This is a genomic window from Kribbella sp. NPDC051952 (assembly GCF_040680855.1).
Lineage (GTDB): Bacteria > Actinomycetota > Actinomycetes > Propionibacteriales > Kribbellaceae > Kribbella.
On the sequence record NZ_JBFAXQ010000007.1, the window covers coordinates 273,783 to 294,317 of the forward strand.

Below are 20,535 nucleotides of genomic sequence, written 5' to 3' on the forward strand. Positions count from 1 at the left end.
CGCGGTAGCGTTCTGGCCCGGGCCCGCGGCTCGTCGCGGTGACAACGGGGTCGCCGCAGCAGATCTGGAGCGTGTGACATCGACACCAACACCGACACCACGACTCAGACGATGGCCGTCCGGCTGCGGGGAATCGGCAAGAGTTTCCCTGGTGTGGTGGCCAACCACGACGTCGAGATCGACGTCCGGACCGGCACCGTGCACGCGCTGGTCGGTGAGAACGGCGCCGGCAAGTCGACCCTGATGAAGATCCTGTACGGCGTGCAGAAGCCCGACGAGGGCTCGATCGAGATCAACGGCGACGAGGTCGTGCTGAGCTCGCCGGCCGACGCCATCAAGCAGGGCGTGGGCATGGTGTTCCAGCACTTCATGCTCGCCGACAACCTCACCGTCGTGGAGAACGTCGTCCTCGGCGCCGAGAAGCTGTTCGGCATCGGTGACCGCGCCCGGGCCAAGATCAAGGAACTCTCCGACGCCTACGGCTTCGGTCTGTCACCCGACGACCTGGTCGAGGACCTCGGTGTGGGCCAGCGGCAACGGATCGAGATCCTGAAGGTCCTGTACCGCGGCGCGAAGATCATCATCCTGGACGAACCCACCGCGGTCCTGGTGCCGCAGGAGGTCGAGTCCCTGTTCGGCAACCTGCGCCAGCTCAAGGCGCGCGGCTACACGCTGCTGTTCATCTCGCACAAGCTCGACGAGGTACTCGCGGTCGCCGACGACATCACGGTGATGCGTCGAGGTACCACTGTCGCGGCCGTGCAGCCCGATTCCGTCACCGCTCGCCAACTGGCCGAGCTGATGGTCGGATCCGAGCTGCCGTCACCCAGCACGGAAGAGTCGACCGTCACCGAGGACGTCCAGTTGACGGTCGAGGACGTGACCTTGGCCGGTCCGGGCTCGCGCGCCCTTCTCGACGACGTATCGCTGCGCATCCGCCGCGGCGAGGTGCTCGGGATCGCCGGGGTCGAGGGCAACGGTCAGACCGAGCTGGTCGAGGTGGTGATGGGGATGCGGCCGGCGACGTCCGGACGGATCCTGCTCGGCGCCGAGGACATCACCGAGTGGTCCACCGCGACCCGTCGCGGCGCGGGGATCGGCTACATCCCCGAGGACCGGCACCGGCACGGCCTGCTGCTGGACTTCCCGCTCTGGGAGAACCGGATCCTCGGTCACCAGGACCGGCCGCCGAGTGTGCGCGGGCCCTGGATCAACAAGGCCGGCGCCCGCAAGGACAGCCAGCGCATCGTCGATCAGTACGACGTCCGTACGCCGTCGATCGACACCACCGCCCGGGCCCTGTCCGGCGGTAACCAGCAGAAGTTCATCGTCGGCCGGGAGATGAGCGGCGACCCGGTCCTGCTGATCGCGTCGCACCCCACCCGCGGCGTGGACGTCGGTGCCCAGGCCGCGATCTGGGACCACATCCGCGAGGCGCGACGGCGCGGCCTGGCGGTGCTGCTGATCTCCGCCGACCTGGACGAGCTGATCGGCCTGTCGGACCAGATCCAGGTGATCCTGCGCGGCAAGCTGGTCGGCGAGTTCGACCCTGACACGGTGACCCCAGAGCAGCTCGGCTCCGCGATGACCGGTGCCGGAGAAGAGGAGTGATGGCCAAGCTCGACCTGCGGCGGATCGGCCTGGCACTGGCGGCGCCGGTGCTCGCCATCATCGCCGCCCTGCTGATCACCTGCGTGATCCTGCTGCTCGCCGGCAGTTCGGTCTCGGGCTTCCTCAGCACGATCTTCACCGCGCCGGCCGACCGCAACGTCATCAACATCCTGAACAACGCGTCGATCCTGTACCTGTCCGGCCTGGCGGCCGCGATCGGGTTCCGGATGAACCTGTTCAACATCGGCGTCGAGGGCCAGTACCAGATGGCGGTCTTCACCGCCGCGGTCTTCGCGGCCCAGGGCTGGCTGCCCGGTCCGATCAACGTGGTCGTCTCCATCGTCCTGGCGATGGTGGTCGGCGCGGTATGGGCCTCGATCGCCGGCGTCCTGAAGGTCACCCGCGGCGTCAGCGAGGTGATCTCGACGATCATGCTCAACGCGATCGCCGGCTCGCTCACGGCGTACCTGCTCCGAAAAGTCGGGGTGTCGACGGGTAGCAACCTGTCCACCAAGGAGCTCCCGAAGGACAGCTGGGTGTCCGGGATCCCGTTGTTGCCGGGGGCACCGAACCAGCTGCTCGGCCTGTCCCTGCTGGCGGTCGTCGGCGGGATCGCGTACAGCGTTCTGCTGAACCGGTCCAAGTTCGGCTTCGAGCTGCGCGCCACCGGCACGTCGGCGAGCGCGGCAGTTGCCAGCGGCATCGACGTACGCCGGATGGTCGTCACCTCGATGATGATCTCGGGTGCGGTGGCCGGCCTGATCGGGCTGCCGCTGCTGTTCGGCAACTCGCACAGTTACGGCACCACGTTCCAGGGCGGTATCGGCTTCGCCGGCATCGCGGTCGCGCTGCTCGGCCGCAACAACCCGGTCGGCATCGCGTTCGGCGCGCTGCTGTTCTCCTACCTGACCGAGCAGAGCAACCTGCTCGAGATCAAGGCGCAGGTCTCACCGGACATCGTCGCCATCACCCAGGGCGTCATCGTGCTCGCCGTCGTCATCGCCTACGAGGTGGTACGCCGGTACCGGACCGCGCTGGAGCAACGGCAGGTCGCAGTAGAACTCAGTACGCCGGCCCCGGCCGCGGCGACCCCGGAGGCGACCCGATGACGATGGCTCCCGAAGAACTCCGGCCCGCCGGAGCGCCGGCCGAGGCACTCGTGCCTCGGCGGAAGATCAGCATCTGGGTCTGGCTGATCGTCGGCCTGGTCCTCATCTCCGCGGTCCGCGTGCTGACCGGTGCCCACGAGGTCGACTCGGCCGGCACCCTGCGCGAGGCCGTGAACGCCTCGGTCCCGATCGCCCTCGCGGCGCTGGCGGGTCTGTGGTCGGAGCGGGCCGGCGTGGTCAACATCGGCCTCGAAGGCATGATGATCCTGGGCACCATCGGCGCCGGTTACTTCGGCTATTGGTACGGGCCGTGGGCCGGCATCGTCGGCGCGATGATCTTCGGGATGATCGGCGCGGCACTGCACGCACTGGCGACGGTGACGTTCGGGGTCGACCACATCGTCTCGGGCGTCGCGATCAACATCATCGCGCTCGGCGCCGCCGCCTTCCTCGCGGACACCTGGTTCTCCGGCCTCCGCGGCGGTGGCCCGACCCAGTCCCCGCCACTCGACGCCCCACTGTCGATCACGATCCCCGGAATCGCGGACGCGATGGACACCCTGCAGGCCAAGCACTGGTTCGTCGTCTCCGATCTCGCCTCGATCGCCGCCGCGGTCACGACCGAGTTGTCGGCCATGACGATCCTGGCGATCGTGCTGATCGTCGGCAGCGCACTGCTGCTGTGGCGTACGGCGTTCGGCCTCCGGCTCAGGTCCTGCGGCGAGAGCCCGACGGCGGCCGAGACCCTGGGCATCAACGTCTACCGGTACAAGTTCATCGCCGTCCTGACCTCGGGTGCGATCGCCGGCGCCGGTGGCGCGTTCATCGCGCTGGTGTCGTCCGGGATCTACCAGAACGGTCAGACCGGCGGTCGTGGGTACATCGGCCTGGCCGCGATGATCTTCGGCAACTGGCGTCCGGCCGGTTTGGTGATCGGATCGGTGCTGTTCGGCTACACCGACGCGCTCCAGCTCCGGGCCGGTGGCGAGGCCGTGCATGCGTTGCTGATCCTGGTCGCGATCATCCTGCTGGGTGTGGCCGTGCTGCAGTTCCGCCGTGGACTGAAGATCGCCGCCGCTACCTCGCTCGTGCTCGCCGTGGGCTTCGCGGTCTGGTTCTTCACGACCGACGAGGTGCCGGCCGACTTCACCCGGATGACGCCGTACGTGACGACCATCCTGGTGCTCGGGCTGGCCGCCCAGCGGCTGCGGATGCCGGCGGCTGACGGACTGAGATATCGACGCGGTCAGGCGGGTTAGGGCCGTGCCGGGGGACGCAACGACGGTCGACTGGCCGGCGCTCCGGTCGGCCGCTGTCGAGGCCATGCGACGGGCGTACGCGCCGTACTCGCACTTCCCGGTCGGTGCGGCCGCGATCGTCGACGACGGCCGGGTTGTGACCGGGTGCAATGTGGAGAACGCGTCGTACGGGCTGTCGTTGTGTGCGGAGTGCGGGCTGGTGTCGGAGCTGCTGAACACCGGTGGCGGACGGCTGGTCGCGTTCACCTGTGTGAACGGCCATGGGGAGTTGCTCACCCCGTGCGGTCGCTGCCGTCAGCTGTTGCACGAGCACGGCGGTCCCGACCTGTTGCTTGAGACAACGACCGGCTCGCGGCCGCTGCGTGAGCTGTTGCCCGAAGCGTTCGGGCCCGAGTTCCTGGAGGAGAAGTGAGTTTCGACGCCGTCGACGTGATCCGGACCAAGCGGGACCGGGGTGAGTTGAGCGACGGCCAGATCGACTGGGTGATCGACGCCTACACCAAGGGCGACGTCGCGGACGAGCAGATGTCGGCGCTGGCGATGGCGATCCTGCTGAACGGGATGAACCGGCGCGAGATCGCCCGCTGGACCGCGGCGATGATCGCGTCCGGCGAGCGGATGGACTTCGGCAAGCTGTCCCGGCCGACCGCGGACAAGCACTCGACCGGTGGGGTCGGCGACAAGATCACGTTGCCCTTGGCCCCGGTCGTGGCCGCTTGCGGCGTCGCCGTACCGCAGTTGTCCGGGCGCGGGCTCGGTCACACCGGCGGCACGCTGGACAAGCTGGAGTCGATCCCCGGCTGGCGGGCAGCCCTCTCGAACGACGAACTGATGCGGCAGCTGGACGAGGTCGGTGCGGTGATCTGCGCGGCCGGTGACGGGCTCGCGCCGGCCGACAAGAAGCTCTATGCGCTCCGGGACGTGACCGGAACGGTCGAGGCGATCCCGCTGATCGCCAGCTCGATCATGAGCAAGAAGATTGCCGAGGGCACCGGTGCGCTGGTGCTGGACGTGAAGGTCGGCTCCGGCGCGTTCATGAAGGACCTGGCCGACGCGCGCGAGCTCGCCGAGACCATGGTTGCCCTGGGCACGGATGCCGGCGTGAAGACCGTTGCCCTGATCACCGACATGTCCGTCCCGCTCGGCCTGACCGCCGGCAACGCGCTGGAGGTCCGCGAGTCGGTCGAGGTGCTGGCCGGCGGTGGTCCGGCGGATGTGATCGAGCTGACCGTTGCCCTGGCCGCCGAGATGCTCGCCGCGGCCGGTGTCACCGATGTCGATCCGGCCGAGAAGCTTCGCGACGGTACGGCGATGGACGCCTGGCGCAGGATGATCTCGGCGCAGGGCGGGGACCCCGCCGCCGAACTCCCGGTTGCTCCGGAGCGGCACGTCGTACCCGCTCCTGCCTCGGGTGTCCTGTCGAAGCTGGACGCACTCGCGGTCGGCGTCGCGGCCTGGCGGCTGGGTGCCGGTCGTGCGCGTAAGGAGGACCCGGTGTCAGCCGTCGCTGGTGTCGAGCTGCACGCCAAGCCCGGCGACCGGATCGAGGCGGGTACGCCGTTGCTCACCCTGCACACTGACGACGCGAGCCGGATCGAGCGGGCGCTGGAGTCGCTGACGGACGCCGTCGAGGTCTCGGCGTCGTACGAAGCCGGGCCGCTGGTGATCGACCGCGTCGGCTGAGCTCAGCTCGACGCTCAGCTCGACCGGGCGCTGAGGCGGACGCGCTGCTCCTTGGCCAGGGTGGTGAGCAGAGGCGTGTCCGGCTTCAGGTTGCTGCCGAGGGCGCCGTTCTCCTGGACGCTGATCTCGGCCACCAGCGCGCCGACGACGATGCTGACCTCGGCGACCGCGACGGACTGACCGGCGCCGCCGTCGTACTGGACGCTGGCGTCGCTGAGAGCGTCCGGTACGTCGAACGAGCGCTCGTGGGTGTCCTGGTTCCAGAAGCCCTGCTGTAAGGCCTTCGCCTTGGCGACCGAGCCGGCCTTGAACAGCTGCAGGGTGAAGCGCTTCTTCTTGTCCGGGCTGATCCGGGTCGCGCGGTAACCCTCGACGAAACTCGCGTTCAGCAGCAGGGCCCGGTCGGTGGCGGGATCGGCGGACCAGCTGGTCAGGTAGGAAGTCGCGGTGAACGGGCCGGTGCCGTTACGCGTGTCGGCGAGGTAGCCGCGGGGGAGCACGGCCAGGCCGGCCAGGGTGCTCTGCTTGCCCTTGTCGGACGGGGCTGCGGGCGCCGGGTTCTTCGGAGCGGGTGTCTGCAGGCTGCTCACCCCGGCGCCGGAATCATTGCCGCAGCCGGTCACCCCCAGCAGCAGCGCGCTCACTACAGCGGCAACGGCCGGCGCAGTCCGCCTCACGGTCCAACTCCCGTCCCGATACTCGCCCCCGAGGCCATGATGGCTCCGCAGAGATGCCATCAGACGAAAGTTAACACCAAACTAACTACTGCGAGGTCGCCTGCGTGACAAGGATCTCGATCCGGCGCCGGGCGGCCTTGGGATGCAGGGGTTCGCAGCCGGCCGCGACGCAACGGCGGACCACCTGCGGGTCGTCGCGGAGCAGCAGCAGGCCGCGCCGGAGCAGCGTCAGTGGGGGTTTGCGGTGTTCGCGGAGATCCCGCTGGAAGCGCCGTACGAACGTCACCAGCCGGTGATGGCGGACGCAGATCGCGACGGCGAGCAGGCCGCGGTCGCGGAGTGCGCCGGTGATCTGGTCGGCGAAGATGCCCTCGGCAACGATGAGTGGTGAGCCCGCGGTGGTGACGGGCCGGTGACCGACGGTGCCGTCGGCGGCGATGTCGTAGATCGGGAGCTCGGCGGATCCCGTCGTACACAGCTGCTCGAGGGCTGCGACGGCGCGGTCGGCGTCCCAGGACCGGGGATCGTCCCAGTCCACGATCCCGAGCGGGGACCGTGGCATCGCCTCGTCGTCGCCGTCGCGATAGAAGTCGTCCAGCCGGACTACCGGCAGCCCTACCAGTTCGGCCAGTCGGGACTTCCCCGCCCCCGAAGGCCCCGCCAGCAACACCACCCGCGCACTCACCGCAGCATTCTCACACCTGGCGGTTGTAGGGGGTCGAGAGGAGGGGCTGGGTGCTCTTCAGGACCTGCTCGTAGAGCGAGCGGACCTTGGCGGCCTCGGCCTCCGTCATGGCGGACGGCTCGGGCTTGCTGACTGGGACCTGCCAGGTGGGTGGGGCGTCGGCACCCGAGAGGGCCCAGGCGGCCTGGCGAGCGGCGCCCAGGGCGACGTACTCGGCGGGCTCCGGGAGGATGACCTCCGCGCCCAGGAGGGCCGGGGCCAGGGCTTGTACGGCGCGGGAGCGGGCGGCTCCGCCCAGCAAGAGGATGCGGTGGACCGGGAGGTCTTGGGCGCGGAGGGCGTCGACGGCGTCGGCGAGGCCGCAGAGCAGGCCCTCGACGGCGGCGCGGGCCATGATCGCGGGCTGCGCGGTCGCGCGGGTGAAGCCGTAGATCAGGCCGGTCGAGTGCGGGAGGTCGGGAGTGCGCTCACCGTCCAGGTAGGGGAGCAGGACCAGGCCGTCGCTGCCCGGCGCGGCGAGTGCGGCGTCGTTGAAGGCGTCGAGGTCGAGGCCGAGCAGGCCCGCGGTCGCGGACAGGACGCGGGCGGCGTTGAGGGTGCAGACGAGCGGCAGGTATTCGCCGGTGGCGTCCGCGAATCCGGCGACCAGGCCGCTCGGGTCGGCGGTCGGGTGCGTGGACCGGGCGAACGCCGTACCGCTGGTGCCTAGCGAGACGGCGACGTCGCCGGGCTGCAGGTTCAGGCCGAGTGCGGCGGCCGCGTTGTCGCCGGTGCCGGCGGCCAGAGCGGCGCCGGCTGCGGTGTGCCCGACGATCTCGGCCGGGCCGGCGACGCGGGGGAGCTTGAGCCGCCGCCCGAAGGCGAGCTCGACCAGGTCGGGCCGGTAGCTGTTGCTCGCGGGTGACCACCAACCGGTGCCGGATGCATCACCGCGGTCGGTGGTGATCCCGTCGATGCCGTGTCGATCGGCCGCGAGCCGATGCGTCATCCAGTCGTGCGGCAGCACCACAGCCGCCGCCCGGTCGAGCGCCTCGCGCCGGGGCGCATCACCGGCAGCGGTTGCATCCGCGTCGCGGACCCAGCGCAGCTTGGTGACGGTGAAGGACGGCACCGGGACCGAACCGACCGCCTCCGCCCACGCGCTCGGACCGCCGAGCTCCGAAACGAGCTCGACCGTCGCGTCCGCCGAGCTCGTGTCGTTCCACAACACGGCCGGGTGGACGACCTCGCCGGCCTCGTCGAGCAAGACCATGCCGTGCTGCTGACCGCCGACCGAGATCGCCTCGACCCCGTCGAGCAGGCCGTCGGACGCGATCTCCCACGCCTTCCACCACTCGGCCGGATCGACCTGGGTCCCGTCCGGGTGTGGTGCGCGCCCTTCCCGCAGAACCGCTCCGGTCCCGGCATCGCACACGACCACCTTGGTCGCCTGGGTCGAACAGTCCACCCCGGCGACCAACCTCTGCTCAGTCATAGGCCCACATTAAGGCCGTGTCTGGTGATCCCGCGCTTCGAGCGTTGCGCGGGCGCCGATCTCGTGGAGTGACTTGAGGGCTGCCTTGTACGGCGTGACGAACTGCTCGTTCGACGCGAGGTCGCCGAAGAGGTCCGGGTCGGAGATGAACACGAGCGGATCGTCGGTGTTGTGCTGCGCCCGTTCGACCAGCTTGTCGCGGAGCCGGTCGACGACCTCGATCGGATCACCCTGCTCGTCGACGGATTCCGCGTACCGGGCCCAGGAGGCGACGACGAGGACGGACCGGGAGATCTCGCGCCCGGCCTCGAGCTGCTCGCGGACCACCGGCAGTAGCCACTTCGGGATCCGGTCGGAGCTCTCCGCGCACAGCCGCGCGAGGGTGTCCCGGACCTCCGGGTTCGCGAACCGCTCGATCAGCTGGTGCTTGTAGCGATCGAGGTCGACCCCGGGCACCGGCGGCAGCGTCGGCGTCCCTTCGTTGTCCATGTAACCGAGCAGGAAGTCGATGAACAGCTTGTCCTGGCACACCTCGTGCGCGTACCGGTACCCGGCCAGATAACCGAGGTAGCACAGCGCCTGATGACTGGCGTTGAGCAGCCGCAGCTTCATCAACTCGTACGGCTCGACGTCACCCACGATCTGTACGCCGACATCCTCGTACGGCGGCCTGATACCGCCGAAGTCGTCCTCCAGCACCCACTGCGTGAACGGCTCGCACACCACCGGCCAGCCGTCCTCGATCCCGAACCGCTCGGACAGGGCCTCCCGGTCGGTATCCGTGGTCACCGGCGTGATCCGGTCGACCATGCAGTTCGGGAACCTGACAGCCTCATCGATCCAGTCCGCCAGCGACGGGTCCTTCAACCGCGCGAAGGACTCCAGCATCTTCTTCGCGACGTGCCCGTTGCCCGGGATGTTGTCGCACGACATCACTGTGAACGGCGGTACGCCGGCCGCCCGCCGCCGGGCCAGCGCCTCGACGATGAACCCGAACGCGCTCCCCGGCGTCGCGTCCGGCTCCAGGTCGGCCGCGAGCGCCGGGTCGGAGGTGTCCAGCTCCCCGGTCACCTGGTTCACGTGGTAGCCGCCCTCGGTGATCGTCAGCGAGACGATCCGGGTGGCCGGGTCGACCAGCCGGTCCAGGACGGCGGACGGGTCGTCCGGTGCGAACAGGTAGTCGACGATCGACCCGATCACCCGCGGCTCGAGCGTCCCGTCCGGGTACTTGAGCACCAGCGTGTACAGGTGGTCCTGCGCGGACAGGACGTCGTACATCTTCCGGTCGTGGGGCAGGACGCCGACGCCGACGATGCCCCAGTCGAGCGCCTTGCCCTCGCTCATCAACTGGTCCAGGTACATCGCCTGGTGGGCCCGGTGGAACCCACCGACCCCGAAGTGCACGATCCCGGGGCGTACCGCCGTACGGTCGTACGACGGCACTCCGACGTCCTTGCCCAGGGCATCCAGTGCGGCAGCGGTCAATCTCACTTGACCGCCCCCAGCGACAGACCCTGGACGAGCTTGTCCTGTGCGGCGAATCCGGCGATCAGTACCGGCAGCGACACTACGAGCGACGCGGCACAGACCTTGGCGAGGAACAATCCTTGGCTGGTCACGAACCCAGTCAAGAACACCGGCGCCGTTTGCGCCACTGTGCCGGTCAGCACTCGGGCAAACAGCAGCTCGTTCCAGCTGAAGATGAAGCAGATCAGCGCGGCCGAAGCGATACCCGGTGTGACGATGGGTGCCACCACCGAGCGGAGGGTGCGCGGCAGGTTCGCCCCGTCGACCGACGCCGCCTCGAGGATCTCGACCGGTACCTCGGACAGGAAGCTGCGCAGCATCCAGACCGCGATCGGCAGGTTCATCGAGGTGTACAGGATGATCAGCAGCCAGATGTTGTCGAGGAACCCGATCGACTGGGCGAACAGGTAGATCGGCAGCAGGCCGGCCACCACCGGCAGCATCTTGGTGGACAAGAAGAAGAACAGCACGTCGGTCCACTTCCGCACCGGCCGGATCGACAGCGCGTACGCCGCCGGGAACGCGAGCAGGATGACCAGCGCGGTGGACAGGATGCTCGCGGTCAGCGAGTTCGCGATCGACGGCCAGGGTCCGGTGTCGAAGAACGACCGGTAGCCGTCGAGCGTCAGCGGTGCCGCGATGTCCGGCGGGTTCTTCGCCGCGTCCTCCTCGGTGTGGAACGAGGTCAGCAGCATCCAGATCACCGGCAGTACGAACAGCAGCCCGACCACCCAGGCCACCACGGACAGCACCGCACCACCACGGTTCTTCCGACCCGTCACCATCGTGACCTGCCCACTCATCGGCCCGTCTCCTCTCGGAACAGCGTGGACACCGACCGGAGTGCGAACGTCGCGATCGCGATCGTGCCGATCACCACGATCACGCCGGCCGCAGAGGCCCGGCCGTAGTCGTGGGCGGTGTAGAAGGTCTGGTAGATCGTGTACGGCAGGTTCGCCGTACCGAGGCCACCCGACGTGATCGTGAAGACCGCGTCGAAGTTCTGTACGACGTAGATCGACCCGAGCAGCGCGGACAGCTCCAGGTACTGACGCAGATGTGGCAGCGTCATGTACCGGAAGATCTCCCACTGGTTCGCGCCGTCGATCCCGGCCGCCTCGATCACGTCGAGCGGACGGCTCTGCAGGCCGGCCAGCAGGATCAGCATCATGAACGGCGTCCACTGCCAGACCAGCGCGAAGATGATCGACCACAACGGCTGGTTGCTGATCCAGTCTGGCTGTGGCGCGTTGTCACCGAAGATCCACTTCAGCACCCCGTTGAACAAGCCGTACGTCGGGTTGTACAGCGCGTGCTTCCACAACAGGGCCGCCGCCACCGGGACGATGAGGAACGGCGTGATCATCATCGTCCGGACTGCACCGCGGCCACGGAACTTCCGGTCGAGCAGCAGTGCGATCAGCAGCCCGAGCACCAGGCTGATCAGGACGACGCCCGCGGTCAGCAGGATCGTGATCCAGATCGCGTGCCGGGTGTTCGCGTCGGTCAGCACCCGGCGGAAGTTGTCGACCCCGGCGAACCCGCGCTCGTCCGGGTAGTACGCGTTCCAGTCCATGAACGAGACGATGATCGTGACCACGAACGGCAACTGCGTCACGATGACCATGAAGACCAGCGCGGGCAGCAGGGGTGCGCGGCGGGCCCAGTCGCCGGCCCGGCGCATCATCGTGCCCTCGGAGCCAGGGGGCGCGCTGTGACGACCCGGCTTGGTATCGGTATCGGTCTTGGCGTCGATGCTCATCGGCGTCCTCGCTTCGCTCCGGGCGCCGATGAGCATCGAGGACAACTGCGCTTGATGATGAACTCGCTTCGCTCGTTCATGTAACCGCTCCCCTCACTTCGCCTGTCGCGAGCGATAGCGCTCGGCGACGTCGTCGGCGAGCTCCTGCCCGCGTTTCAGTGCCTCATCGACACTCATCCGCCCGGCGATCGCCGAGCTCACGTCCTGACTGACCTGGGTGCCGAGATCCGGGAACTCCGGGATGTCGACGAACTGGATCCCGATCGCCGGCCGCGGCTGGGTGCCCGGGTTCTTCGGGTCCGCGTTCTCGATCGCCTGCTTGGTCGGCTCGGCGAAGGCCGAGGCCTCCTTGACGTACTCCGGGATCTCGTACGTCGACGCCCGCTTGCCGGCCGGGACGTTGGACCAGCCGACCTTCTGGCCGACGAGCTTCTCGTAGTCCTTGCCGGACGCCCAGGAGATGAACTTCCAGGCGTTGTCCTTCTTCTTCGAGGCTTCCTGGATACCCCAGGCCCAGGCGTACAGCCAGCCGGCGCTGTCGGTCTTGACCACGGGTGCGGGGGCGTAGCCCATCTTGCCCTTGACCGGCGAGTTCGGTGCCTCGAGCGATCCGGCCGCGGAGGTGGCGTCGTACCACATCGCGACGTTGCTCTGGATGGTGTTGTTCAGGCACTCGGTGAAGCCGGCCTGCGGTGCGCCGGCCTCGCCGTGCGCGCGGACCAGGTCGACGTAGAACTTGGTCGCCTCGGTGAACTCGGGCGCGTTCACCTGGGCCTGCCAGTCCTGGTTGAACCAGGTGCCGCCGAAGGTGTTCACGACGGTCGTGAGCGGCGCGAAGATCTGGCCCCAGCCGGGCTGGCCGCGCAGGCAGATGCCGCGCATCCCGGGCTGTGCGTTGTCGACCTTGGCCGCGATGTCCGCAACCTCCTGCCAGGTCGGCTTGGCCGGCATCGTGAGGCCCTTGGCGGCCAGGATGTCCTTGCGGTACATCAGGAACGACGACTCGCCGTAGAACGGTTCGCCGTAGATCTTGCCGTCGTCCGATGACATCGACTGCGTCATCGGCTTGAGGATGTCGTCCTGGTCGAACGACGAGTCCTTGTCGATGTAGTCCGACAGCGGGGCGATCCACTTGCTCTTGGCATAGATCGGGATCTCGAAGTTGCTCACGGTCGCAACGTCGTACTGACCGGCCTGGCTGGAGAACTCCTGGCTGATCTTGTCCCGGACGTCGTTCTCCGGCAGCACGGTGAAGTTCACGTGGATGCCGGTTTCTTTGGTGAAGTTGTCCGCGGTGAGTTTCTGCAGGTCGACCATCTGTGGGTTGTTCACCATCAGCACGTTGATGCTGTCGGCGCCACCGCCGCCCGCACCGCCTCCCCAGCCCGCACAGCCGGTCACCGCACTCAGCAGCAGTGCGACCCCGACCGCTCCGATCCGTTTGCGCCTACTCAGCACGGTTGCTCCCTCGCTGGTGGTCCGCTCATTTGAGCATGCCTCTGCTCACAGCATGAGTGAACCGGGAAGCCCCTTGACCTGTCAAGGGTCTGTGCAACACTAGTGCGGAGTCATGCTCATATGAGCGGGGAGGCACGATGGAGCCCATGGCGGGCGGACCGGCACAGTTGGTGCTGACGGCATCCATTGCCCGGCGGTACTACGTCGACGGCCGGTCCAAGGTGGAGATCGCCGACGAGTTCCAGCTCAGCCGGTTCAAAGTCGCGCGGTTGCTCGACCAGGCGCGCAGTAGTGGATTGGTGCGGATCGAGATCAGTCATCCGGGGGCCATCGACCTCGACCTGTCCGCGCGATTGCAGGAGTCGCTCGGTCTGCGCCGGGCAATCGTGGTCGACACCCCGGAGGAGGACGAGGCCGCACTGCGGACCCAGCTGGGCAAGGCGGCCGCGGACCTGCTCTCGGAGATCGTCACGGCCGAGGACGTTCTCGGCCTCGCGTGGGCCCGCGCGGTCACCGCGATGACCGAGCAGCTGACCACGCTGGCGCCCGTCCCCGTTGTCCAGCTCACGGGTGCGCTCACCCGCCCGGATGTCGAGGCCAACTCGGTCGAGCTCGTCCGGCACACGGCTCGGTTGTCGGGTGGACCGGCGTTCCTCTTCTACGCGCCGCTCGTCGTACCCGATGCGGCCACCGCTCGCGCGTTGCGGCAGCAGCCGGAGGTGGCGGAGGCGATCAGCCACTTCGACTCGGTCACCAAGGCCGTGGTCGGGCTCGGATCGTGGGCTGCCGGGCAGTCCACGCTGTACGACGCGATGGACGAGAAGGCCTGTGATCAGCTGGACCGGCGCGGGGTGGTCGCAGACATCTCCGGGGTTTTCGTGGACGCGGCCGGCCGGCCGGTGCAGAGCCGGGTGACCGATCGGGTGATCGCGATCAGCGCCGAGCAGATGGACAAGATCGACGAGGTGATCGCGATTCCGTACGGGCTGGCGAAGGTCGAAGCGGTTCGCTCGGCGGTCCGCGGCGGGCTGGTCAACGGGATCGTTACGCACGCACCCCTGGCGAAGGCCCTGCTGGAAGAGACACACTGACCGGCGATGCCCTCTGAGGTGGAGACGTTGCTGCTCGGCGGTACCGCGAACCGTGGGTTGGTCGTGCGGGTCGGCGATACCGTCCGACGGCCGCTGCGCGCCAGTAGCGCGGCTACGCATGCGCTGCTCGAGCATTTGGACCGGGTCGGGTTCACCGGTGCGCCGACGTTGCTGGGGATCGATCCGCAGGGCCGCGAGGTGTTGTCGTATCTCCGCGGCGAGACCGTGACCGCGCCGTACCCGGCCTGGTCGATGACGGACGAGGCGCTGGACAGCGTTGCCCGGCTGCTGCGTTCGTACCACGAGGCGGTGGCGGACTTCCGGCCCGTCGGTTTGGAGTGGGCCGAGCCGGTGCCGTCGGCGTACGTGACCGGGTTGATCAGCCACAACGATCCGAACCTTGACAACGTGGTCTTCCGGGACGGGGTCGCGGTCGCGCTGATCGACTTCGACCTGGCCGGCCCGGGTTCGCCGCTGTGGGACATCGCCACGGCGGTCCGCCTGTGGGCCCCACTGCGTCCCGATGCCGATATTGCCGACGTACGACGAGGTCGCACGCTGACGCGGCTGCGCCGATTCGCGGACGCCTACGGGATGACCGAGTCCGACCGGCTCCGCCTGGTCGACGCGGCCGCCGAGAACCACGTCTGGTGCATGGACTACGTCCGCCGCGGCGCCGAAACCGGCCACCCCTGGTTCCACCAACGCTGGACCACCGGCGAATCCGAACTCACCGACCGAACCAACCAATGGTTCAAAGACGAAGCCCAAACCCTCCGTCAGGCTCTCCTTCCCTGACCCGCTCAGCGACGCCGCCGTAGTAGGACTCCTCCAGCCGCCGGACGAAGTGCGGCAGGAACACGGCCGGCGCTGGGCGGGTGGGTAGGGGTGCAGATCGACAGGACGTATAGACCTACTGCCCGCGGCTTCCCGCCTGGATGCGGGACGAAACCGGCTCGACCACCAGACACCTCCTGTCCAACTGCACCATTCCCGCCCGGGGGCAAACCCTCCCCAGACCGGCGGTGGGTGGTGGCGGGGGCTCGATGGGGGTGGCCTGCCGCGGCTCGTGGATTAGAGGCGGGGGCCGAGGGGGTCTTGTTCGGGTGGGGTTGGGGTTCGGCGGGTGGTGTTGGTGAGGGAGCGTTCGGGGAGCCAGATGATGAAGGTGCTGCCGACGCCCAGCTCGGAGTGGAGGCTGACGGTGCCGCCGTGGGACTCGGCGATCTGGCGGACGATCGCGAGACCTAGGCCGGCCCGGCGCTGGCCGGTGGACGGGACGGTTGCGGGGGATTGACGCTCGCCGGCGCGGAAGAAGCGGTCGAAGACACGGTCGGCGTCGTCGGCGGCGATCCCCGGACCCTCGTCGCGAACCGCGATCCAGGCCCAGCCGTTGCGACTACCGACGGCGAGGACGAGTTCGCTGCCGCCACGGGCCAGCCGGACCGCGTTGGAGAGCAGGTTGTCGACCGCGCGCCGGAGCGCGGACGCATCCCCGGCCGCGGTCGGTCCGGGGGAGAGCCGGCGTACGACGTGTAGTTCGCGATCGGCCGTGAGGAGTTCGTACTCCTCGGCCGCTTCGCCCGCGATCGCGGCGAGATCCACATCCGCATCGACGAAGGCCGGCGACGACCGCCGGGCCGAGGCGAGCAGGTCCTCGACCAGGCGCGTCATGCGTTGGATCGCGCGGCTCACGATCGCGGTGGCCTGCGCGCGATCCTCGGGTGGGGTGTCGTCATGCGCCAGTACGGCGTCGACGTTCGCCTGGATCACCGCGAGCGGGTTGCGCAGCTCGTGCGACGCGTCATCGACCAGCTGGCGTTGCGAAACGAATGCCGACTCGAGCCGGCCGAGCATGTCGTCGACCGTGTCGGCCAGAGTCTTCAACTCGTCCCGCGGTCCGTCCAACGCGATCCGGCGGGACAGGTCGGTCGCCGAGATCTCCTGAGCGGTTGCGGTGATCCGCCGTACCGGCCGGAGGGCTCGGCCGGACAACCACCAGCCGGTCCCGAGGCTCACCAGGAACAGACCGGCCATCCCGGCGGCCGAGTAGTTCCGCAGGCTCTCCAGGGTCTGGTAGTTCACCGCGGACTGCAGGCTGGAGATCTCCGCGGCCTGGATCACCTGGCCGTCCTTGAGATGCAGGACGCCTTCGTGGTCCTTGTAGTACTTCTGGACCTCGATCTGGTTGAGCGGCTTGGCATCCAGGATCTGCGAGAGCGCGAGGTACACCCCGCCGAGCAGCAGCGCCGAGAGCACGATCAGTACGGCGGAATACGTCAGCGTGAGGCGGAACCGGATGGTCTGGGTCCACGGCGGGCGCTTGAGCTTCACGTGTCACCTCTGAGTCGATAGCCCCGGCCGATCACGGTCTCCAGGACGGGTTCCTCGCCGTCCTGGGTGAGCTTGCGGCGCAGCGTTCCGACGGTCACCCGGACGCTTTGCGTGAAGGGATCCGCGTTCTCGTCCCAGACGTGCTCGAGGAGTTCCTCGGCCGAGACGACGTGTCCGGGTCGTGACATCAAATAGCGCAGTACGCCGAATTCTTTCAACGTCAGCGGGAGTTCGCGGCCGTCGCGGGTGGCGAGGTGACGCGACGAGTCGAGGACGAGATCGCCGACGTGCAACTGGGTGGTGCCGTTGGTGACATCTCGGCGGAGCAGCGCGCGGATCCGGGCCAGCAGCTCGACCAGCGCGAACGGTTTGGTCAGGTAGTCGTCGGCGCCCTCGTCGAGCCCGCGGACCCGGTCGGCCAGCGAGGCGCGCGCGGTCAGCATCAGTACCCGCAGTTCCCGTCCCGACGCCACCTCGATCTCCCCGCGCCGGACCGCACGACACAGGTCGAGACCGTTGGTGTCCGGCAGCGTGATGTCCAGGATCGCCAGGTCGTACGCCGTGGTCGCGAGCTTCTCCATCGCCTCGGCGCCGGTCGTCGCCGCGTCGACGGCGTACCCGGCCCGGCCGAGTCCGGAGCGCAGCGCACTGACCAGGCCTTCCTCGTCCTCCACCACCAGTAGTCGCACGCAACCAAGGTAGCGGGACGAACGACGTCGGCCGCCCTGCTCTTTCGCCGGACTTTCGCTCCGCTTTCCGGTCGTTTTCGCACCCAGTTGATGAGGTGAGGACCCATCGACGAGAAGGAGATGCCATGAATGTCAGGCGATTGGTGCTCGGTGGGGCGATTGTGGTGGCGGCGCTCGGTGCGGGCGGCGTTGCCTATGCCGCGTCGGACGACCCGACACCCGAGCAGGGCTACGTGACCGTGGATGACGGGGCGACCACACCGACCCCGGACTGTCCGGAGAAGAGCGCCGAGAATCCAGGCGGGAACGCATGACCACAGCCGCTCTCGAACATGCGTTGTTCGAGGTGAAGAAGGTGGTGGTCGGCCAGGACCAGCTGGTCGAGCGGATGCTGGTCGGATTGCTTGCCCGCGGCCACTGTCTGCTGGAGGGCGTGCCGGGTGTCGCGAAGACGCTCGCGGTGCGAACCCTCGCGGAGGTGATCGGCGGCCGGTTCGCCCGGCTGCAGTTCACCCCCGACCTGGTTCCCGGCGACATCATGGGTACCCGGATCTGGCGGCCGTCCACCGAGGGCTTCGACACCGAACTCGGCCCGGTCTTCGCCAACCTGGTACTCGCGGACGAGATCAACCGCGCACCGGCCAAGGTGCAATCGGCGTTGCTCGAGGCAATGGCTGAGCAGCAGGTCAGCATCGGCGGCACCAGCTACAAGCTGCCCGACCCGTTCCTGGTCCTCGCGACGCAGAACCCGATCGAGTCCGACGGTGTCTACGCCCTGCCCGAAGCTCAGCGAGACCGGTTCCTGCTGAAGATCACGGTCGACTACCCGACGCCGCTGGAGGAATTGACGATCCTGCACCGGATGAGCGCGCACCGGCCGCACGCCGGCGCCGTACTCACACCGGAGCAGGTCGTTCAGTTGCAAGAGGCAACGGATGACGTGTTCGTCCACAATGCCGTGGCGGAGTACGTCGTACGCCTGGTGCATGCGACCCGGGAGCCGCGGCAGTACGGGATCGATGATCTGGCCGGCGTACTGGAGTTCGGGGCGAGTCCTCGGGCCACGCTGGGTCTGGTCGCGGCCGGGCGGGCGTTGGCGTTGCTGCGCGGGCGCGACTATGTGCTGCCGGCCGATGTGTACGACGTTGCCCTCGACGTGATGGCGCACCGGCTGGTGCTGACCTTCGATGCGCTGGCCGATGGCGTCGACCCGCGATCGGTGATCGCGCGGATCCTGCACACGATCGAGCAGCCGCACGTGGTCCCTGCTGATGCCGAGGGTTCAGCGGCATGACAACGGGACCTGATTTATTGGCCGGGCGGGAGCGGGCGTTGCGGGCGCTGGAGTTGTCGGTGAAGCGCAAGCTGGAAGGGTTCCTGCACGGCGAGATCACCGGTCTGCGCAGCGGTCCCGGCAGCGAGCCCAACGAGGCGAGGCCGTATCAGGCGGGACAGGACGACGTACGCCGGATGGACTGGAACGTCACCGCACGATCGCTGGAGCCGCACGTCCGTTCGCCGTTGGCCGAGCGGGAGCTGGAGACCTGGGCGCTGCTCGACGCGTCCGCGAGTATGGATTTCGGGACCGCGCTCAGCGAGAAGCGTGACCTCGCCATCGCCGTGGTCGGGGCGATCGGTCTGCTGGCCGATCGTCCCGGCAACCGGCTCGGCGTACGCGTTGCTCTCGGCAACGAGGTCCGCCGGCTCCCGGCCGCCGGTGGTGCCGTGCAGCTCCGGCGGTCGTTGCGGACCTTGCTGTCGTTGCCTAGGGCAACGCCCGGTGAGTGGCCGCGGACCGACCTGGGCCTGGCGATCACCCGATTGAATCGTGAGCATCCCCGGCCGGGGCTGCGGGTGGTCGTGTCCGACTTCCATGAGGACGGCTGGGCAGATCCGCTCCGCCGGCTGGCCGCGCGACACGAGGTGCTGGCGGTCGAGGTGCTGGACCCGCGCGAACTCGAACTACCCGAGGTCGGCCTGCTCACGCTCGTCGATCCGGAGACCGGCCGGCGGCGCGAGGTGCAGACCGCCAGCCGCAAGCTGCGTCGCCGGTACGCCGAGGCGATGACAGCGCACCGTGAACAGACAACCCAGGCGATCCGGACCGCCGGTGCCGCGCACCTCGTTCTGCGCACCGACTCCGACTGGGTTCGTGACGTCGCCGCCTTCGCCACCGCCCGCCGACGGGCCGGGACCCGGCGGCACCCAACCGGGAGGACCGGTATCCGATGAGATTCGAGCAACCACTGTGGCTCTGGCTGCTGGTGCTGGTGGCCGTCCTGGTCGCGGCGTACCTGGTCGCACAGCGCCGCCGGACCAAGTACGCCGTACGTTTTGCGACGCTGCCGATGTTGGAGAAGGTCGCGCCGGTGCGGCCGGGTTGGCGTCGGCACGCGCCGGCGGTGGCTTTCCTTGCCGCGTTGACGGTGTTGACGATCGCGATCGCGCGACCGGTTGCCGACGTACGCGTGCCGCGGGAGCGGGCGACCGTGCTGGTGGCGATGGATGTGTCGAACTCGATGGCGGCGACCGATGTGGCGCCGAACCGGTTCGAGGTGGCCAAGCAGGCGGCGGTGGAGTTCGTGCAGGACCTGCCGGCGAAGTTCAACGTCGGGCTCGTGTCGTTTGCCCGGACGGCGACCGTGGTCGCGGCGCCGAGTACGAATCATCAGGCGACGGTGGATGCGATCAACGGGCTGGAACTGAACGACAGCACCGCGATCGGGGACGCCGTACTGACGAGCCTGCAGGCGATCCGGACCATCGACCCGGACGATCCACCGCCCAGCCGGATCGTGTTGCTGTCCGATGGTGGGAACACGGCCGGTTCACCGATCGACGAGGCGGCGCAGGCTGCGTCGTCGGCCGGGGTGCCGGTGTCGACGATCGCGTACGGGACGCCTGAGGGCACGGTCGACCTGGACGGGCGGACGATCCCGGTGCCCGCTGACGGCGAGGCGCTTCAGGGGCTCGCCGACGCGACCAAGGGGACCTTCTACTCCGCCGAGAGCGACGAGCAGCTGCGCACTGTCTACTCCGATCTCCAGTCGTCGATCGGCTGGACCACCGAATCCCGCGAGATCACCAACCTGGTCGCCGGGATCGCCCTGGCCGCGGCACTTCTCGCCGCCCTGGCCTCCCTCCTCTGGTTCTCACGCCTCCCGTGAAGGAGCCGT

Annotated in this window: 20 protein-coding genes; 11 read left to right on the forward strand and 9 right to left on the reverse strand. The window is 68.6% G+C overall.

Going from position 1 to position 20,535, the window contains the following annotated elements:
- Positions 1-111 precede the first annotated feature (111 nt).
- The 5 genes from AB0L70_RS16395 to AB0L70_RS16415 are packed head-to-tail and all read left to right on the forward strand — an operon-like array spanning position 112 to position 5,662.
- A complete protein-coding gene (locus tag AB0L70_RS16395) occupies positions 112-1,611 on the forward strand; it encodes an ABC transporter ATP-binding protein (RefSeq protein ID WP_363684636.1) in 1,500 nt (499 codons plus the stop codon).
- Positions 1,611-2,720 (forward strand): ABC transporter permease, encoded by a 1,110-nt coding sequence (locus tag AB0L70_RS16400; protein ID WP_363684638.1) that lies wholly within the window; start codon positions 1,611-1,613, stop codon positions 2,718-2,720. The genes AB0L70_RS16395 and AB0L70_RS16400 overlap by 1 nt, the downstream gene beginning before the upstream one ends.
- Positions 2,717-3,979 carry an ABC transporter permease gene (locus AB0L70_RS16405; RefSeq protein ID WP_363684640.1) on the forward strand — a complete coding sequence of 421 codons (1,263 nt, stop codon included), beginning with the start codon at positions 2,717-2,719 and terminating at the stop codon, positions 3,977-3,979. The genes AB0L70_RS16400 and AB0L70_RS16405 overlap by 4 nt, the downstream gene beginning before the upstream one ends.
- Before the next feature lie 4 nt (positions 3,980-3,983).
- Complete coding sequence (locus tag AB0L70_RS16410) at positions 3,984-4,391, forward strand: cytidine deaminase (RefSeq protein ID WP_363684642.1); 408 nt, start codon at positions 3,984-3,986, stop codon at positions 4,389-4,391.
- Complete coding sequence (locus tag AB0L70_RS16415) at positions 4,388-5,662, forward strand: thymidine phosphorylase (protein ID WP_363684644.1); 1,275 nt, start codon at positions 4,388-4,390, stop codon at positions 5,660-5,662. Before AB0L70_RS16410 ends, AB0L70_RS16415 begins: the two co-directional genes overlap by 4 nt.
- Before the next feature lie 14 nt (positions 5,663-5,676).
- Here the strand turns inward: AB0L70_RS16415 and AB0L70_RS16420 are convergent, their stop codons facing one another.
- From AB0L70_RS16420 to AB0L70_RS16450, 7 genes are all read right to left on the reverse strand, one after another.
- Positions 5,677-6,339: a hypothetical protein gene (locus AB0L70_RS16420; protein WP_363684646.1), complete on the reverse strand. Its 663-nt coding sequence runs from the start codon at positions 6,337-6,339 to the stop codon at positions 5,677-5,679.
- Positions 6,340-6,424: 85 nt separating this feature from the next.
- The gene (locus AB0L70_RS16425; protein ID WP_363684648.1) at positions 6,425-7,024 is read right to left on the reverse strand and encodes an ATP-binding protein; all 600 of its coding nucleotides are present in this window, start codon (positions 7,022-7,024) and stop codon (positions 6,425-6,427) included.
- Positions 7,025-7,034: 10 nt separating this feature from the next.
- The gene (locus AB0L70_RS16430) at positions 7,035-8,498 is read right to left on the reverse strand and encodes an FGGY family carbohydrate kinase (protein ID WP_363684650.1); all 1,464 of its coding nucleotides are present in this window, start codon (positions 8,496-8,498) and stop codon (positions 7,035-7,037) included.
- Positions 8,499-8,507: 9 nt separating this feature from the next.
- Positions 8,508-9,989: a mannitol dehydrogenase family protein gene (locus AB0L70_RS16435; protein ID WP_363684652.1), complete on the reverse strand. Its 1,482-nt coding sequence runs from the start codon at positions 9,987-9,989 to the stop codon at positions 8,508-8,510.
- Positions 9,986-10,828, reverse strand: a complete 843-nt coding sequence (locus tag AB0L70_RS16440; RefSeq protein WP_363684654.1) for a carbohydrate ABC transporter permease — start codon at positions 10,826-10,828, stop codon at positions 9,986-9,988. The genes AB0L70_RS16435 and AB0L70_RS16440 overlap by 4 nt, the downstream gene beginning before the upstream one ends.
- Positions 10,825-11,787 carry a sugar ABC transporter permease gene (locus tag AB0L70_RS16445; protein WP_363684656.1) on the reverse strand — a complete coding sequence of 321 codons (963 nt, stop codon included), beginning with the start codon at positions 11,785-11,787 and terminating at the stop codon, positions 10,825-10,827. Before AB0L70_RS16445 ends, AB0L70_RS16440 begins: the two co-directional genes overlap by 4 nt.
- A gap of 93 nt (positions 11,788-11,880) precedes the next feature.
- Entirely contained in the window at positions 11,881-13,245 is a 1,365-nt protein-coding gene (locus AB0L70_RS16450) for a sugar ABC transporter substrate-binding protein (RefSeq protein ID WP_363684658.1), read from the reverse strand.
- Positions 13,246-13,382: 137 nt separating this feature from the next.
- On the opposite strand from AB0L70_RS16450, the gene AB0L70_RS16455 reads away from it, so the two are divergent.
- Both AB0L70_RS16455 and AB0L70_RS16460 read left to right on the forward strand, forming a co-directional pair.
- On the forward strand, positions 13,383-14,336 hold the full coding sequence (locus AB0L70_RS16455; RefSeq protein WP_363684660.1) for a sugar-binding domain-containing protein: 954 nt from the start codon (positions 13,383-13,385) through the stop codon (positions 14,334-14,336).
- Positions 14,337-14,342: 6 nt separating this feature from the next.
- Entirely contained in the window at positions 14,343-15,134 is a 792-nt protein-coding gene (locus AB0L70_RS16460; RefSeq protein WP_363684662.1) for a phosphotransferase, read from the forward strand.
- A gap of 276 nt (positions 15,135-15,410) precedes the next feature.
- Here AB0L70_RS16460 and AB0L70_RS16465 read toward each other — a convergent pair whose 3' ends face one another.
- Both AB0L70_RS16465 and AB0L70_RS16470 read right to left on the reverse strand, forming a co-directional pair.
- Positions 15,411-16,670 carry a HAMP domain-containing sensor histidine kinase gene (locus AB0L70_RS16465; protein WP_363684664.1) on the reverse strand — a complete coding sequence of 420 codons (1,260 nt, stop codon included), beginning with the start codon at positions 16,668-16,670 and terminating at the stop codon, positions 15,411-15,413.
- On the reverse strand, positions 16,667-17,359 hold the full coding sequence (locus AB0L70_RS16470) for a response regulator transcription factor (protein WP_363684666.1): 693 nt from the start codon (positions 17,357-17,359) through the stop codon (positions 16,667-16,669). Before AB0L70_RS16470 ends, AB0L70_RS16465 begins: the two co-directional genes overlap by 4 nt.
- 125 nt (positions 17,360-17,484) lie before the next feature.
- On the opposite strand from AB0L70_RS16470, the gene AB0L70_RS16475 reads away from it, so the two are divergent.
- The 4 genes from AB0L70_RS16475 to AB0L70_RS16490 are packed head-to-tail and all read left to right on the forward strand — an operon-like array spanning position 17,485 to position 20,526.
- Positions 17,485-17,673 carry a hypothetical protein gene (locus AB0L70_RS16475; RefSeq protein ID WP_363684668.1) on the forward strand — a complete coding sequence of 63 codons (189 nt, stop codon included), beginning with the start codon at positions 17,485-17,487 and terminating at the stop codon, positions 17,671-17,673.
- Positions 17,670-18,653 carry a MoxR family ATPase gene (locus AB0L70_RS16480; RefSeq protein ID WP_363684670.1) on the forward strand — a complete coding sequence of 328 codons (984 nt, stop codon included), beginning with the start codon at positions 17,670-17,672 and terminating at the stop codon, positions 18,651-18,653. The genes AB0L70_RS16475 and AB0L70_RS16480 overlap by 4 nt, the downstream gene beginning before the upstream one ends.
- Positions 18,650-19,591 (forward strand): DUF58 domain-containing protein, encoded by a 942-nt coding sequence (locus tag AB0L70_RS16485; RefSeq protein ID WP_363684672.1) that lies wholly within the window; start codon positions 18,650-18,652, stop codon positions 19,589-19,591. Before AB0L70_RS16480 ends, AB0L70_RS16485 begins: the two co-directional genes overlap by 4 nt.
- A complete protein-coding gene (locus AB0L70_RS16490) occupies positions 19,588-20,526 on the forward strand; it encodes a VWA domain-containing protein (protein WP_363684674.1) in 939 nt (312 codons plus the stop codon). Before AB0L70_RS16485 ends, AB0L70_RS16490 begins: the two co-directional genes overlap by 4 nt.
- The last annotated feature ends 9 nt before the right edge of the window (positions 20,527-20,535 follow it).

What these genes read in the sequence shown, in the direction of transcription:
- AB0L70_RS16395 (WP_363684636.1), top strand. Translation starts at nt 112, where the DNA reads ATGGCCGTCCGGCTGCGGGGAATCGGCAAGAGTTTCCCTGGTGTGGTG.
- AB0L70_RS16400 (WP_363684638.1), top strand. Translation starts at nt 1,611, where the DNA reads ATGGCCAAGCTCGACCTGCGGCGGATCGGCCTGGCACTGGCGGCGCCG.
- AB0L70_RS16405 (WP_363684640.1), top strand. Translation starts at nt 2,717, where the DNA reads ATGACGATGGCTCCCGAAGAACTCCGGCCCGCCGGAGCGCCGGCCGAG.
- AB0L70_RS16430 (WP_363684650.1), bottom strand. Translation starts at nt 8,498, where the DNA reads ATGACTGAGCAGAGGTTGGTCGCCGGGGTGGACTGTTCGACCCAGGCG.
- AB0L70_RS16440 (WP_363684654.1), bottom strand. Translation starts at nt 10,828, where the DNA reads ATGAGTGGGCAGGTCACGATGGTGACGGGTCGGAAGAACCGTGGTGGT.
- AB0L70_RS16445 (WP_363684656.1), bottom strand. Translation starts at nt 11,787, where the DNA reads ATGAGCATCGACGCCAAGACCGATACCGATACCAAGCCGGGTCGTCAC.
- AB0L70_RS16455 (WP_363684660.1), top strand. Translation starts at nt 13,383, where the DNA reads ATGGAGCCCATGGCGGGCGGACCGGCACAGTTGGTGCTGACGGCATCC.
- AB0L70_RS16460 (WP_363684662.1), top strand. Translation starts at nt 14,343, where the DNA reads ATGCCCTCTGAGGTGGAGACGTTGCTGCTCGGCGGTACCGCGAACCGT.
- AB0L70_RS16475 (WP_363684668.1), top strand. Translation starts at nt 17,485, where the DNA reads ATGAATGTCAGGCGATTGGTGCTCGGTGGGGCGATTGTGGTGGCGGCG.
- AB0L70_RS16480 (WP_363684670.1), top strand. Translation starts at nt 17,670, where the DNA reads ATGACCACAGCCGCTCTCGAACATGCGTTGTTCGAGGTGAAGAAGGTG.
- AB0L70_RS16485 (WP_363684672.1), top strand. Translation starts at nt 18,650, where the DNA reads ATGACAACGGGACCTGATTTATTGGCCGGGCGGGAGCGGGCGTTGCGG.
- AB0L70_RS16490 (WP_363684674.1), top strand. Translation starts at nt 19,588, where the DNA reads ATGAGATTCGAGCAACCACTGTGGCTCTGGCTGCTGGTGCTGGTGGCC.